At 65.8% G+C, this 15159-nt stretch carries 10 protein-coding genes; all 10 read right to left on the bottom strand.

Annotated elements, in window-relative coordinates; genetic code table 11:
* Positions 1 to 182 precede the first annotated feature (182 nt).
* A complete protein-coding gene (locus tag EDL96_RS05945; RefSeq protein ID WP_123824890.1) occupies positions 183 to 1385 on the bottom strand; it encodes a 4-hydroxybenzoate 3-monooxygenase in 1203 nt (400 codons plus the stop codon).
* A gap of 94 nt (positions 1386 to 1479) precedes the next feature.
* Positions 1480 to 2259, bottom strand: coding sequence for an IclR family transcriptional regulator (locus EDL96_RS05940; protein ID WP_123824889.1), 780 nt, complete (start codon positions 2257 to 2259; stop codon positions 1480 to 1482).
* A 96-nt stretch (positions 2260 to 2355) separates the two neighbouring features.
* Positions 2356 to 6240 (bottom strand): DNA-directed RNA polymerase subunit beta', encoded by a 3885-nt coding sequence (locus EDL96_RS05935; protein WP_123824888.1) that lies wholly within the window; start codon positions 6238 to 6240, stop codon positions 2356 to 2358.
* A gap of 129 nt (positions 6241 to 6369) precedes the next feature.
* Positions 6370 to 9876: a DNA-directed RNA polymerase subunit beta gene (rpoB, locus tag EDL96_RS05930; RefSeq protein ID WP_123824887.1), complete on the bottom strand. Its 3507-nt coding sequence runs from the start codon at positions 9874 to 9876 to the stop codon at positions 6370 to 6372.
* 331 nt (positions 9877 to 10207) lie between these two features.
* Positions 10208 to 10597, bottom strand: a complete 390-nt coding sequence (gene rplL, locus EDL96_RS05925; protein WP_123824886.1) for a 50S ribosomal protein L7/L12 — start codon at positions 10595 to 10597, stop codon at positions 10208 to 10210.
* Positions 10598 to 10699: 102 nt separating this feature from the next.
* Entirely contained in the window at positions 10700 to 11230 is a 531-nt protein-coding gene (gene rplJ / locus EDL96_RS05920; protein ID WP_123824885.1) for a 50S ribosomal protein L10, read from the bottom strand.
* Positions 11231 to 11527: 297 nt separating this feature from the next.
* Positions 11528 to 12679, bottom strand: a complete 1152-nt coding sequence (locus tag EDL96_RS05915; protein WP_123824884.1) for a GNAT family N-acetyltransferase — start codon at positions 12677 to 12679, stop codon at positions 11528 to 11530.
* 248 nt (positions 12680 to 12927) lie between these two features.
* Entirely contained in the window at positions 12928 to 13632 is a 705-nt protein-coding gene (rplA, locus tag EDL96_RS05910) for a 50S ribosomal protein L1 (RefSeq protein ID WP_123824883.1), read from the bottom strand.
* Between the two features lie 114 nt (positions 13633 to 13746).
* Positions 13747 to 14175 (bottom strand): 50S ribosomal protein L11, encoded by a 429-nt coding sequence (gene rplK, locus EDL96_RS05905; protein WP_123824882.1) that lies wholly within the window; start codon positions 14173 to 14175, stop codon positions 13747 to 13749.
* Between the two features lie 135 nt (positions 14176 to 14310).
* The gene (gene nusG / locus EDL96_RS05900; protein ID WP_123824881.1) at positions 14311 to 15093 is read right to left on the bottom strand and encodes a transcription termination/antitermination protein NusG; all 783 of its coding nucleotides are present in this window, start codon (positions 15091 to 15093) and stop codon (positions 14311 to 14313) included.
* Between the last annotated feature and the right edge of the window lie 66 nt (positions 15094 to 15159).

Genomic DNA, 15159 nt, shown 5'->3' with positions numbered 1-15159 from the left:
TTCCAGGCAGTGCTTCACGCAAGATTGCCTGCCAGGGCGGACCATTTCTCCTGAAAACCCGCCCCTGCTGCCCTGCTGGGCACCGGGGACGGCTGCCACACCTCGCCATCGGCCCTGATCGACTCTTCGAGGATAGCGCAGATCAAGCGCAATGCGAACATCTGTCCGCATTGCGCACACTTTTAGTCCTGCCAGCCCGTGTAGGACTCGGCGAAGTAGGCCCGGCCGTTCTCCGAGCCCGTGATCGCAGTCAGCTCCCCGCGACGACGCTTCTGCGCGAACGGGTTCTCCCCCTCCGTGGTGTGCATCATGTTCGTCGCCCAGTAAGAGAAGTTCTGCGCCTTCCAGACCCGCTCCAGGGCCTTGGCGGAGTACTCGATCAGCTGGGAGTCGTCACCGTCGTTGAACAGCCCGATCAGTGCGGGCGCCAGGACCCGGACATCGCAGAAGGCCAGGTTCAAGCCCTTTGCCCCCGTGGGAGGAACGGTGTGGCCGGCGTCGCCCACCAAGACCAGGCTGTGGTACCGCAGCGGCTCGCACACGTAGGACCGGAACTTGAGCACCGTCTTGTCGAAGATCTTGCCTTCCTTGAGCCGGAAGCCGTCCTCCCCCTGCATGCACTCCTGGAGGCGAGCCCAGATCTGCTCCTCGGTCCAGTCCTCCGGATTGGTGTCCGGGTCGCACTGAAAGTACATGCGCTGCACGGTGTCCGAACGCTGGGAGATCAAGGCGAAGCCTGCGGGGGAATTGGTGTAGATCAGCTCCGGCCAGCTCGGCGGAGCCTCACACAGGATGCCGAACCAGGCGAACGGGTATTCGATGAAGTTGTCGGTGCGGACCCCGTCGGGAATCAGCCCGCGACAGATCGAACGCGAGCCATCGGCGCCGACGACGATCCCCGCCTCGATCTCGCGCTCCTGTCCCTCGGCGTCCCGGAAGGTGATCCGCGGAGAGTCCGAGTCGACGTCGTGCACCGCAGTGTCCGAGACGGACCAGAAGACCTGGCCCCCGTCGCGCTCCCGCGCCTGTGCCAGGTCCCAGAACACCTCGTTCTGTGGATAGAGCCACACCGACTGCCCGACGGCGTCCTGGAAATCGACGTGGTGGTTCTGGCCGTCGAATCGCAGCGTGGTGCCGCGATGCTCATGCCCTTCGGTGAGGACGCGCCCGTCCACACCCGAATCCGCCAGCATCTGAACCGTGGCGGCTTCCAGGATCCCCGCGCGATGCGTGTTGCGAATGGTCTCCGGATCCCGGACCTCGACGACAACCGAATCCACTCCGGCCCGAGACAGCAGGTGCGAGAGCATGAGGCCGGCGGGACCTCCCCCGACGATGCCGACCTGGGTGCGAATGACCCGAGATTCGGGCTGAGACTCAGACATGAATGTGTCCTCCTGGCGAACGAATGTGCGCCCAGTGTGCCACCCCTGATGTGGCCGCAACCACACCTGTCCCATTCAACGGAATCCGTGACCGTCAGCCCGCAACTCGCTCCCGCGCAGTCTCCTCCCGCAGCGTCCGCTCGATGCCGTGTGACGCCGCGCGGAGCACCTGAACCGTGGCACCGGGATCGACCGGTCCCGCGGTCCGGTCCAGGACCGCACCCAAGGCTGCGACAACGCTTCCTTGCGCCCCCTTGACGGGGACCGCGATGGCGGTTCGGTCGTGTTCGATGTTGCCGGTTTGTACGACGTGACCCGCGGAGCGAGCGGTCTGCAGAACGGCCTCCAGGTTCTCCACGCTCCCCTGCGGTGGATGGGTTCCTGAGGCGGCCAACTCAGCGAGGTAGGAAGCGCGCTCCGCCTCGTCCATCCAGGCCAGCAGCACCAGGCCCACCGCGGAGACGTGCAGCGGGAGCCGTTCGGCCACGGCAGAGCTGATCTCGCGGGCACCGCGCTCGGAGAGCCGCTGGAGGAACAGGACTTCACCGCCCTCCACCCGGCCCAGGTGGATGTGATGCCCCAGCGCGGCCTGAACGTCCTGCATGAAGGGGGTTGCCACCGATGCGAGCGAGGACTCCGGGGCGGAGCGGGTGGAGAGTTCCCACAGGCGTGTGCCCACCACGAACGCGTCGCCCTCGCGGTCCAGCCATCCGCACCGAGCAAGTTCCGCGCACAACCTGTGGGCCGTGCTGGGCGGGAGGTCCGCGCGCTTGGCCACCTGCGCCGCCGTGAGTCTCCGAGTTCTGCTGGTGAAGGCACCCAGGACCCTGTCGACGCGTTGGATCACGGTTTCACCCGACGGGGAGTTGGCCATGACGGGAATTCTGCCGGATCCGGCGGCCTCTGCGCATGAGGAAGGGCCCCTCTCCCGTTGCTGGGAGAGGGGCCCTTCCTCATGGGGGACTTCGGATCAGTTCGCGCCGAAGTCGTAGTCCTCGAGCGGGATCGCCTGGAACTCACTGCCCAAGGAGCTCGAGTCGTCGGCGTAGGAGAAGTCCGAGTAGGCACCGGAATCGGTGAACAGCGCAGCCTTCGCCTCCTCCGTCGGCTCGACGCTGACGTTGTTGTAGCGGGCCAGGCCCGTACCGGCCGGGATCAACTTACCGATGATCACGTTCTCCTTGAGGCCCACCAGCGGATCCGACTTGGCCTCCATTGCGGCCTGGGTCAGAACGCGCGTGGTCTCCTGGAAGGACGCAGCCGACAGCCACGAATCCGTGGCCAAGGAGGCCTTGGTGATGCCCATCAGCTCGGGACGGCCCGACGCCGGACGCTGCTGCTCGCTCACGGCCTTCAAGTTGGCCTCGCGGTAGCGCACGTCGTCCACGAGCTCACCCGGGAGCAGATCGGTGTCACCCGATTCGATCACAGTGTTACGGCGCAGCATCTGCCGGACGATGACCTCCACGTGCTTGTCGTGGATGCCCACACCCTGCGAGCGGTACACGCCCTGGACCTCGTCCACCAGGTGCTTCTGGGCGGCACGACGACCACGGATGCGCAGGACCTCCTTGGGATCCACGGCACCGGCCACCAGCTGCTGTCCGACCTCGACGTGATCGCCGTCGGCGACCAGCATCTTGGCGCGGCGCAGCACCGGGTAGGCGAACTCCTCGTCGCCGTTGTCCGGGGTCACCACGATGCGCACACCCTTGTCGGTGTCCTCGATCGCCACGCGACCGGCTGCCTCGGAGATCGGGGCCACCCCCTTGGGGGTACGGGCCTCGAAGAGCTCCTGGATACGGGGCAGACCCTGGGTGATGTCACCGTCGGAGGACGCAACACCACCGGTGTGGAACGTACGCATGGTCAGCTGGGTACCCGGCTCACCGATCGACTGCGCGGCGATGATGCCCACGGCCTCGCCGATGTCCACCAGCTTGTTGGTGGCCAGCGAACGTCCGTAGCACGCTGCACACACACCGACGGCGGACTCACAGGTCAGCACGGAACGCACCCGGACCTCATCCACACCCGCGTTGTACAGGGTGGCGATCAGGGCGTCCGAGAGGTCAGCACCGGCCTGGGCCAGCACCTCACCGTTGGCGTCGGCCACGTCCACGGCCAGCACGCGACCGTGCACCGTGTTCTCGACCTCTTCGTGCAGGGCGCGGGCACCGGTCTCCGTCGTCGCCAACGGGAGGGTCAGGCCGCGGTCGGTACCGCAGTCCGCCTCACGCACGATGACGTCCTGGGAGACGTCCACCAGACGTCGGGTCAGGTAGCCCGAGTTGGCGGTACGCAGCGCGGTGTCGGCCAGGCCCTTACGGGCACCGTGGGTCGCGATGAAGTACTCCAGAACCGACAGGCCCTCACGGTAGGAGGACTTGATCGGACGGGGCATGATCTCGCCCTTCGGGTTGGCCACCAGGCCACGGATACCGGCGATCTGACGAACCTGCATCCAGTTACCGCGGGCACCCGAGGACACCATGCGGTTAATGGTGTTGAGTTCGCCCAGGTTCTCGCGCATGGCCTCGGCAACCTCGTCGGTGGCCTTGGTCCAGATGTCGATCAGCTCGGAGCGGCGCTCGTCGTCGTCGATCAGACCCGTGTCGTACTGGCCCTGAATCTTGGCGGCCTGCGCCTCGTAACCCTCCATGATGCCGGGCTTGGCCGGCGGGGTCGCGATGTCCGAGATCGCCACCGTGATGCCGGACCAGGCCGCCCAGTAGAAACCGGCGTCCTTGAGGTTGTCCAGCGTCTGGGCGACCACACCCATGGGGTAAGTCTCGGCCAGGTCGTTGACCAGCTTGGACAGGAACTTCTTGTCCGCAACGCCTTCGACCCACTGGTACTCGGCGGGCAGCTGCTGGTTGAAGATCACGCGGCCCAGGGTGGTTTCGAGCGTGACGGGGTCGCCCTGCTCGTAACCCTCCGGCGCCACCCAACCCGGGTACGGCACGAAGTCCTGCACCGTGATCTTGGCCTTGGCGTTGAGGTGCAGCTTGTGGGCGTCGAAGGCCATGATGGCCTCAGCGACCGACGAGTAGCTGGTCCCCGTGCCGACCTCGTCCGCGCGCTCGGTGGTCAGGTGGTACAGGCCGATGATCATGTCCTGCGAGGGCAGGGCGATCGGCTTGCCGTCCGAGGGCTTCAGGATGTTGTTCGAGGACAGCATCAGGATGCGGGCCTCGGCCTGGGCCTCCGGGGACAACGGCAGGTGCACGGCCATCTGGTCACCGTCGAAGTCGGCATTGAACGCCGAGCACACGAGCGGGTGCAGCTGGATGGCCTTGCCCTCCACGAGCTGCGGCTCGAAGGCCTGGATGCCCAGACGGTGCAGGGTGGGTGCGCGGTTGAGCAGCACGGGGTGCTCCGTGATGACCTCTTCCAGCACGTCCCAGACCTGCGGGCGGTAACGCTCGACCATCCGCTTGGCGGACTTGATGTTCTGCGCGTGGTTGAGATCCACCAGGCGCTTCATCACGAACGGCTTGAACAGCTCCAGGGCCATCTGCTTCGGCAGACCGGCCTGGTGCAGCTTGAGCTGCGGGCCCACCACGATGACCGAACGGCCCGAGTAGTCCACGCGCTTGCCCAGCAGGTTTTGACGGAAACGACCCTGCTTGCCCTTGAGCATGTCGGACAGCGACTTGAGCGCACGGTTGCCCGGCCCGGTGACCGGACGGCCGCGACGGCCGTTGTCGAACAGGGAGTCCACTGCCTCCTGCAACATCCGCTTCTCGTTGTTGACGATGATCTCGGGGGCACCCAGATCCAACAGTCGCTTGAGGCGGTTGTTGCGGTTGATCACACGACGGTAGAGGTCGTTGAGGTCGGAGGTCGCGAAACGGCCACCGTCGAGCTGCACCATGGGCCGCAGTTCCGGCGGGATGACCGGGACGGCGTCCAGGACCATGCCCAGCGGGGAGTTGTCCGTGGTCAGGAAAGCGTTGACGACCTTGAGGCGCTTGACGGCGCGGGACTTGCGCTGCCCCTTGCCGGTGGCGATGACCTCCTTGAGAGCCTCGGCCTCGGCGGCCAGGTCGAAGGTCTCCAGGCGCTTCTTGATCGCCTCGGCGCCCATCGAGCCCTCGAAGTACATGCCGTAACGGTCCACCATCTGGCGGTACAGGGCCTCGTCGCCCTCGAGGTCGTTGACCTTGAGGTTCTTGAAGCGGTCCCACACACGCTCGAGCGCTTCGACCTCGCGGTCGGCGCGCTTGCGCACGTTGGCCATCTGACGGTCGGCGGCATCGCGCAGCTTGCGCTTCTCCGCGGCCTTGCCACCCTCGGCCTCGACCGTGGCCAGGTCCTGCTCCAGGTCACCGGCGATCGCGACGACGTCGGAGTCGCGCTGGTCCTCGAGGGCCTTCTTTTCACGGTCGATCGCGGCCTGCAGGTTCGGCAGGTCGTCGTGGCGAGCTTCCTCGTCCACCTTGGTGATCATGTACGCGGCGAAGTAGATGACCTTCTCGAGGTCCTTGGGCGCCAGGTCCAGCAGGTAGCCCAAGCGGGAGGGGACGCCCTTGAAGTACCAGATGTGGGTCACGGGCGCGGCCAGCTCGATGTGGCCCATGCGCTCGCGACGCACCTTGGCGCGAGTCACCTCGACGCCGCAGCGCTCACAGATGATGCCCTTGTACCGCACGCGCTTGTACTTGCCGCAGTAGCATTCCCAGTCGCGGGTCGGGCCGAAGATCTTCTCGCAGAACAGGCCGTCCTTCTCCGGCTTGAGCGTGCGGTAGTTGATCGTCTCGGGCTTCTTGACCTCGCCGAAGGACCAGCTGCGGATCTGATCGGCCGTGGCCAGGCCGATGCGCATGAGGTTGAGCGAAGAATCGTTGGACATAAGGATCCTTGATCTCTTTCTTTGAATTCTTCTTGAAAACTTGGGTGGATGAAGTTCGTGCCGTCCCGGGCCGTCGTCGTCAGGTGCCGTTCACGACGGCTGCCGTGACGACGACGGCGCGGGTGCGGCTCAGACCTCTTCGACCGAGCTGGGCTCGGAGTGGGACAGGTCGATGCCGAGCTCTTCGGCCGCGCGGAAGACTTCGTCATCCGCATCGCGCATCTCGATGGTCTGTCCGTCGGCCGAGAGAACCTCGACGTTCAGGCACAGGGACTTCATCTCCTTGATCAGGACCTTGAAGGACTCGGGGACACCCGGCTCCGGGATGTTCTCGCCCTTCACGATGGCCTCGTAGACCTTCACACGACCGTGAACGTCGTCCGACTTGACCGTCAGGATCTCCTGCAGCGTGTACGCGGCGCCGTAAGCCTCGAGGGCCCAGACCTCCATCTCACCGAAACGCTGACCGCCGAACTGCGCCTTACCGCCCAGCGGCTGCTGGGTGATCATCGAGTACGGGCCGGTGGAGCGCGCGTGGATCTTGTCGTCCACCAGGTGGTGCAGCTTCAGGATGTACTGGTAGCCGACCGAGATCGGGTCCGGGAACGGTTCGCCGGAGCGGCCGTCGAACAGCTGGGCCTTGCCCGTGTGGTTGATCAGACGATCACCGTCACGGGTGGTGTTCGAGTGGTCCAGGAGGTCGAAGATCTCGTCCTCGCGGGCGCCGTCGAACACCGGGGTGGCCACGTTGACCTGTCCCGTGGACTTCGGGAAGTCGGTCAGGCGATCCAGCCACTCGGGGTTGCCCTCGATCTCCCAGCCCTGCTTGGCCAGCCAGCCGGTGTGGACCTCGAGCACCTGGCCCAGGTTCATACGGCCGGGCACGCCCAGCGGGTTGAGGATGACGTCCACCGGGGTTCCGTCGGCCAGGAACGGCATGTCCTCGACGGGCAGGATCTTGGAGATCACGCCCTTGTTGCCGTGACGGCCGGCCAGCTTGTCACCGTCGGTGATCTTGCGCTTCTGCGCGACGTACACGCGGACCACCTGGTTGACGCCGGCCGGGAGGTCGTCGCCGTCGTCGTCGCGGTCGAAGACCCGCACGCCGATCACGGTTCCGGACTCGCCGTGGGGCACCTTCAGGGAGGTGTCGCGGACCTCGCGGGACTTCTCGCCGAAGATGGCGCGCAGCAGGCGCTCCTCCGGGGTCAGTTCCGTCTCACCCTTCGGGGTGACCTTGCCGACCAGGATGTCGCCGGCCTGGACCTCGGCACCGATGTGGATGATGCCTCGCTCGTCCAGGGCCGAGAGCACTTCCTCGGAGACGTTCGGGATATCTCGGGTGATCTCCTCGGCACCGAGCTTGGTGTCGCGGGCGTCGATCTCGTGCTCCTCGATGTGGATCGAGGTGAGGACGTCGTCGGAGACCATGCGCTGGGAGAGGATGATCGCATCCTCGTAGTTCAGGCCTTCCCAGGACATGTAGGCGACCAGCAGGTTCTTGCCCAGAGCCAGTTCGCCGTGGTCGGTCGAGGGGCCGTCGGCGATGACCGTACGGTTCTCCACCCGGTCGCCCTCGGAGACGATGACGCGCTGGTTGTAGGTGTTGCCCGGGTTGGACCGGACGAACTTGCCCACCACATAGTCCTTGGTGGTGCCGTCGTCGTTGGCCACGGTCACGTGGTCGGCGGCGACCTCGGTCACCACGCCCGGCTTGACGGCCAGCACGGAGTCGCCGGCATCCATCGCGGCGAAGCGCTCCATGCCGGTGCCGACCAGCGGGGCCTCGGTGACCAGCAGCGGCACGGCCTGACGCTGCATGTTGGCACCCATGAGGGCTCGGTTGGCGTCGTCGTGCTCCAGGTACGGGATCAGGGCGGTCGCCACCGACACCATCTGGCGCGGGGAGACGTCCATGAACTCGACGTCGGAGGGCTCGACCAGCACGGCCTCACCGGATCCGTCGGAGGCACGGGCCAGCACGGCGTCCTCGGCGAAGCGCAGGTCGTCGGTCAACGGTGCGTTGGCCTGGGCGATCACAGCACCGCGCTCGTCGTCGGCGGTCAGGTAGACGACGTCGTCGGTCACCACGCCGTTGACGACGCGACGGTACGGGGTCTCGATGAACCCGAACGGGTTGATCCGCGCGTAGGTGGCCAACGAGCCGATCAGACCGATGTTCGAACCTTCAGGGGTCTCGATCGGGCACATACGGCCGTAGTGCGACGGGTGGACGTCACGGACCTCCATGCCGGCGCGGTCACGGGAGAGACCGCCGGGGCCCAGCGCGGAGAGACGACGCTTGTGCGTCAAACCGGCCAGCGGGTTGTTCTGGTCCATGAACTGCGAGAGCTGCGAGGTCCCGAAGAACTCCTTGATCGCGGCCACCACGGGGCGGATGTTGATCAGGGTCTGCGGGGTGATCGCCTCGACGTCCTGCGTGGTCATGCGCTCACGCACGACGCGCTCCATGCGGGACAGGCCCGTGCGGATCTGGTTCTCGATCAGCTCACCGACGGCGCGAATGCGGCGGTTGCCGAAGTGGTCGATGTCGTCGACGTCGATGCGGATCTCACGCGCTTCGCCGTCGCGTACACCCTGGATGGAGTCGCCCCCGGCGTGCAGGGTCACGAGGTAGCGGATCATCGCCACGATGTCCTCGATGGACAGCACGGAGGCATCCGGATCGTCGAAGCCCTTGTCGATGCCGAGCTTGCGGTTGATCTTGTAGCGACCGACCTTGGCGAGGTCGTAGCGCTTCGGGTTGAAGTACATGTTGTCCAGCAGCTGCTGGGCAGCGTCCACCGTGGGCGGTTCTCCCGGGCGCAGCTTGCGGTAGATGTCCAGCAGAGCGTCCTCGCGGGTCTCCGTGGTGTCCTTCTCCAGGGTGGCGCGGATGGAGTCGAATTCGCCGAACTCCTCCAGGATCTTGGACTCGGTCCAGCCCAGCGCCTTGAGCAGCACGGTCACGGACTGCTTGCGCTTGCGGTCCAGACGCACGCCGACCTGGTCACGCTTGTCGATCTCGAGTTCGAACCAGGCGCCGCGGGACGGGATGATCTTCGCGGAGAAGATGTCCTTGTCCGAGGTCCGGTCCTGGCCCTTCTCGAAGTAGGCACCAGGGGAACGCACCAGCTGGGACACGACGACACGCTCGGTGCCGTTGATCACGAACGTGCCCTTGTCGGTCATGAGCGGGAAGTCGCCCATGAACACGGTCTGCTGCTTGATCTCACCCGTGGTGTTGTTCATGAACTCGGCCTTGACGTACAAGGGTGCCGAGTAGGTGGCGTCACGGTCCTTGCACTCTTCGACCGTGTACTTGGGGTCGTAGAACTCCGGTTCGGTGAAGGACAGGGACATGGTGCCCTGGAAGTCCTCGATCGGGGAGATCTCTTCGAAGATGTCGGACAGGCCCGAGGTGGTGGGCACGCCGGACTGGCCGGCTTCCTGCGCCTGGCGGAGGCGCTCCTGCCACTTCTCGTTGCCGATCAGACGGTCGAAGCTGTCGGTCTGCAGCGCCAGGAGGTTCGGGACCTCAAGGGGCTCGTGAATCTTTGCGAAAGAGACACGACGGGGAGTGTTGTTCCCTGTCGTGTTTGCGGTGACGGACGAATCGGTGCTCGAGGCGACCAAGATGAGATTCCTTCCACAGATCTGCAAGTGAATCGCGCGGTTCCCGTCCGATGTGTCGAAGGCTACAGTCTGGTCCAGGTTGCCGATGACCGGCTAGCTGACGAGGGGAAGTGCAGGAGCTGTAGCGTTTCGAGGGGCGCCCACCGCTATATGAAGGCACGCTGAAATCAGGGACGACGCAAAGATCCAGGATAGGGCAAGGAACGCGGCGTGTCCAGCCCCTGCTCGTCTGACCTCAACTTTCTGGTATGGCCCGGTGGAACGCGAACGAACCCCGCGCATGAGATGCACGGGGTTCGTTCGAAACGAGTTGCGGCTCAAGCCGCGGAGCTCACTTGAGGGTGACGGTGGCGCCTGCGCCCTCGAGCTGCTCCTTGGCCTTCTCGGCGTCCTCCTTGGAGGCACCTTCCAGAACCGGCTTGGGAGCGCCGTCGACGAGCTCCTTGGCCTCCTTCAGTCCGAGGGAGGTCAGGGCGCGCACCTCCTTGATGACGCCGATCTTCTTGTCGCCGGCAGCCTCGAGGATGACGTCGAACTCGGTCTGCTCCTCAGCAGCGGCGGCGTCGCCACCGGCAGCCGGGGCACCGGCAACGGCAACGGCGGCCGGAGCGGCAGCGGTGACGTCGAAGGTCTCCTCGAAGGCCTTGACGAACTCGGAGAGCTCGATCAGGGAGAGCTCCTTGAACGCGTCGATCAGTTCCTCAGTGGAAAGCTTGGCCATGGTGTTGGCTCCTTCTTGGTTTGGCTCTGTGTTCACTGCCCCGTGCGGGGCGCATGAATGGTTCAGATCTGGGGTCTTGCGGTTTGTGGTGACGTACGAACGTCAGGCGGCCTCGCCGGTCTCCTCGACCTTGGCGCGCAGCGCCTCGGCCGTACGGACCGTCTTGGACAGCGGGGCCTGGAACAGCGCGGCAGCCTTGGACAGCGATGCCTGAGCAGCACCGGCGACCTTGGCCAGCAGAACCTCGCGGGACTCGAGGTCCGCGAGCTTCTTGATTCCGTCTTCGTCAAGCGCGGCGCCATCCATGTAGCCGCCCTTGAGGATCAGTTCCGGGTTTTCCTTGGCGAAGTCACGCAGGGACTTGGCGACGGCGACCGGGTCACCGGCGACGAACGCGATGGCCGAGGGGCCGCTGAGCTTGCCCTCGAATGCGTCGATACCGGCTTCCTGGGCGGCGATGCCGGCCAGCGTGTTCTTCACCACGGCGTACTCGGCTTCTTCACCGAGTGCGCGGCGCAGCTGCTTGAGCTGAGCCACCGAGAGACCGCGGTATTCGGTCAGCACAGCAGCAGTGGAAGCAGAGAACTGCTCCTTGAGCTCTGCTACCGCGGCGGCCTTTTCCGGGTTCGCCATGGCACTCCTTTCCTGGTGGGCCGGTCGCATCCGTTCGGACCCATGAAAAAACGCCCCGGCAGGAGCCAGGGCGTGGAGATCTAGCTGCTCGTTTCCGAGCCAGCTCGAACGATCACGTTCAAGGTCACCTGCGTTGGACGCCCCCACGGGCTCTTACGGCGGTTCCTCACGCTCAGCTCCTTTGAGCTGCAGACTTGACTCACCACGACCGACGGTCTTTGGATGCCCTCACTCTAACGTTCGTGGACGCGCGGCACAACTTGACGCCGGTCACGCCCCCTACCGCACGGCCGCGGACTATTCCAGGCCCACCTTGCGGGACCACACCGCGGAACTGCCCAGGGGTTGGGCACCCAGCCGGCGGTTGACCCAGTTCATCCGGGTGTTCCCGCTGTGGGTCCACACGTAGATGCTTCGCGCGCCGGGGAACTCCCGTGCAAGCGCCTCCAGATTTGCCAGCTTGAGGCGCAGCCCGAGCCGCTTGCCGCGGTGCTCTCTCAGCACCACGGTCTCGTCCTGGAAGCAGATGTGCGTCTCACCGCTGGGGACCACCAGTTCCGTCATGCCCACGAGCTCCCCCGTGGCGATGTGTTCGACGACGGCCATGCAGGAGGCGTAACCGTTCTCCGCCCGCAGTTCCTCGGTCCGGCGCACCCGCGCGGCGTCCCACGGCTCCGGGTCCCACAGCGGCGGCGGCACGAAGGAGTCCGACGGGATCCGTTCGTGCAGTCGCGCCAGCGATTCGAGCCACTGTTCCGGTGCCGCACCCGTCCACGTGTGGGTGCGGTAGTCCTCCGCGCCCCGGTGGGCGAGCACCTCGGCGGTCAACCTCTCTTGGTCCGCCGGGTCCAACGGCACCCTGATCCGGCTCACGTCGCTGACGGTCTCCAGGTCGTAGCCGAACCGCTTGGCGAACCGCGTCTGACGGTTGGAGACAGGCAACCGCCCAGAACCGTCCGCGGCCGTGATCCACGCATCCGGGTCGATGATCGGCAAGGTGCCGGTGGGCGAGCCGATCCGCCCGTCCCCCTGGAGGTCTTCCGGGCCCGGGTGTTCCGAGTGGATCACCAGGTGGCGTCGCGCCTCGGACTGGGCCACGGACTCGGCGGCGGCCAACAACTCGGTACCCACCCCACCGGTTTCGTGATCCGGGTCCACGGTCAGGAAGATCTGGGCGCTACGGGTGTTCACGATCAGTGACAGCCGGATCTCCGCCCGCCCCACCAGCCGACCGTGCTCCCTGGCCTCGAGCAACACCACACGCTCCCAGGGGTCGTGCAGGTCTTGGAAGATCCCTTCCGCGTCATTGGCCAGGTCACTGGTCCCCCACACGGATTCGCGGGAACGGCGGACCAGGTCGGCGATCTCCCCGAGGACGCGTGCGGCGTCGTCGTCGAAGGTCTCGGGGATGCGCACCTGTTGGATGGTGACGGACTCGGAGGGGAACACGGTGTTCCTTCACGGTGGACTGGGACAGCTCGGTGTGGGGCACGCATAGGGGTTGCCCGCGCCCCCAGCCTAGTGAGCCACCGGGCAGGTGACGACCGTTGCGCCATCACAAGAGGTCAGCGACCGGTGCACGCCCAGTGGCGCAGGAAGCTGACCACGGTCCGGAGACGGGTCAGGGCCCGATCGCGGTGCGATCGGGCCCTGACCCTGACCACCGGTCGGACCGGTGCTCATGTGTTCTTCACGTCTCAGTCGGTGACGACCTCGGTGGCGTTCGGATCAACCGGGACGCCGGGGCCGAAGGTCGAAGCCACGGTCATCTTGGTGACGTAGCGGCCCTTGGAGGAGGACGGCTTCAGACGAAGCACCTCTTCCAGAGCGGCACCGAAGTTCTCGGCCAGCGCCTTCTGCTCGAAGGAGGACTTGCCGATGATGAAGTGGAGGTTCGAGTGCTTGTCGACGCGGAAGTCGATCTTGCCGCCCTTGATGTCGTTGACGGCCTTGGCCACGTCCATGGTCACGGTGCCGGTCTTGGGGTTCGGCATGAGGTTACGGGGACCCAGGACCTTGCCCAGTCGGCCGACCTTGCCCATCATGTCGGGGGTCGCCACGGCGGCATCGAAGTCGGTCCAGCCGCCGGCCACCTTGGCGATGAGGTCGTCGGAGCCGACGAAGTCCGCACCCGCGGCTTCGGCCGCTGCGGCCTTGTCACCCTGGGCGAAGACCACGACGCGCGCGGTCTTGCCGGTGCCGTTGGGCAGGTTCACGGTGCCGCGAACCATCTGGTCTGCCTTGCGGGGATCCACGCCCAGACGCATGGCGACCTCGACGGTCGCGTCGGCCTTGGACGAGTTGATCTCCTTCACCAGGGCAACGGCCTCGGCGGGGCTGTAGAACTTGCCCTCTTCGATCTTGGCTGCTGCTGCCTTGTACGCCTTGCTGCGCTTAGCCATCTGCTTTTTCTCCTTGTGCAGTCGTGGTCGTTACGGACCGCGCTCGGCCCTGCCACGTGTTCTTGTCTGCTGTTGGTCAGCGGGTGGAGGTTGGGTGATCGGGAAGAACCCGGATCACTCGACCTCGATGCCCATGGAGCGGGCGGTGCCTGCGATGATCTTGGCGCCTGCCTCGACGTCGTTGGCGTTGAGGTCTTCCTGCTTGGTGGTCGCGATCTCACGAGCCTGGTCCCAGGTGATCTTGCCGACCTTCTGGGTGTGCGGGACGCCCGAACCCTTGGCGATGCCGGCAGCCTTCTTGATCAGCTGAGCGGCCGGAGGGGTCTTGGTGATGAAGGTGAAGGAACGGTCCTCGTAGACCGTGATCTCCACGGGGATGATGTTGCCGCGCTGCGACTCAGTCGCCGCGTTGTAGGCCTTGCAGAACTCCATGATGTTGACGCCCTGCGCACCGAGCGCGGGGCCAACGGGCGGGGCCGGGTTGGCGGCGCCTGCCTGGATCTGCAGCTTGATCAGGCCGGAGACCTTCTTCTTGGGAGCCATGGTGATGGTCCTTTTCTGCTGAACGTACCGCCGCACAGGAGCGTACGACGGCGGGTGGTCACCGTGGCGCGGTGACCGAACGGTGGGGTCCCGGGCAAAGCGTGTCCCGGAACCCCACCGAAGTCTTGGGATGGATCAGATCTTGGAGACCTGGTCGAAGGCAATGGTCACGGGGGTCTCGCGTTCGAAGATCGACACGAGCACGACCAACTGCTGGGACTCGACCTTGATCTCCGAGATCGTGGCGGGGAGGGTCGCGAAGGCGCCTTCCTTGACGATCACGGACTCGCCGACCTCGAAGTCCACGGTGACCGACGGCGCAGAAGCGGCGGCGGGGGCACCTGCGGGTGCCGCCGATTCGCCCTCCGCCGGTGCGGTCTGCGGAGTCTCGAAGACGGGGTTGAGCATGTCGACGACTTCGTTGATCGTCAACGGGTTCGGGTTGTAGGCGTCCTGTCCCACGAAGCCGGTGACACCCGGGGTGTGGCGGACGGCGCCCCAGGAAGCGTCGGTCAGGTTCATGCGGACCAGGACGTAGCCGGGGATGCGGACGCGGCGCACGGTCTTGCGCTGCGCGTTCTTGATCTCGACGACCTCTTCCATGGGGACCTCGATCTGGAAGATGTCCTCTTCCATGTTCAAGGACTGGATACGGGTCTCCAGGTTGGTCTTCACGCGGTTCTCGTAGCCCGCGTAGGTGTGGATGACGAACCAGTCACCTTCCTGGCGGCGCAGCTTTGCCGCGAACTCCGCGCGGGGGTCGACGGGTTCCTCGGCCGGGTCAGCTTCCTGGGCGGCCTCGGGAGCCTCCGCAGCGGCCGCGTCCTGGGCAGCCTGATCGACCGAGTCGGCCTGGGGCTGCTCGGTCTGGGACTCGGCGGTCAGCTCGATGTCGTTCTCGGACTGGGGCTCGGTCACGTCAGGTGTCCTGCTTCCTCTGCTCGGGGCCCGGGGGCCTCAGGTGGGCCCGGTGCCCGGTGTTTG

The organism is Kocuria soli (assembly GCF_003797835.1).
GTDB lineage: Bacteria > Actinomycetota > Actinomycetes > Actinomycetales > Micrococcaceae > Kocuria > Kocuria soli.
The sequence above is the reverse complement of the archived record's forward strand: the minus strand, read 5'-3'. Positions and strand labels throughout refer to the sequence as shown.

Excerpts from the sequence above, each read along its gene's own strand:
- EDL96_RS05945 (WP_123824890.1), bottom strand. The coding sequence starts at position 1,385 with ATGTCTGAGTCTCAGCCCGAATCTCGGGTCATTCGCACCCAGGTCGGC.
- EDL96_RS05940 (WP_123824889.1), bottom strand. The coding sequence starts at position 2,259 with ATGGCCAACTCCCCGTCGGGTGAAACCGTGATCCAACGCGTCGACAGG.
- EDL96_RS05935 (WP_123824888.1), bottom strand. The coding sequence starts at position 6,240 with ATGTCCAACGATTCTTCGCTCAACCTCATGCGCATCGGCCTGGCCACG.
- rplL (WP_123824886.1), bottom strand. The coding sequence starts at position 10,597 with ATGGCCAAGCTTTCCACTGAGGAACTGATCGACGCGTTCAAGGAGCTC.
- rplJ (WP_123824885.1), bottom strand. The coding sequence starts at position 11,230 with ATGGCGAACCCGGAAAAGGCCGCCGCGGTAGCAGAGCTCAAGGAGCAG.
- rplA (WP_123824883.1), bottom strand. The coding sequence starts at position 13,632 with ATGGCTAAGCGCAGCAAGGCGTACAAGGCAGCAGCAGCCAAGATCGAA.
- rplK (WP_123824882.1), bottom strand. The coding sequence starts at position 14,175 with ATGGCTCCCAAGAAGAAGGTCTCCGGCCTGATCAAGCTGCAGATCCAG.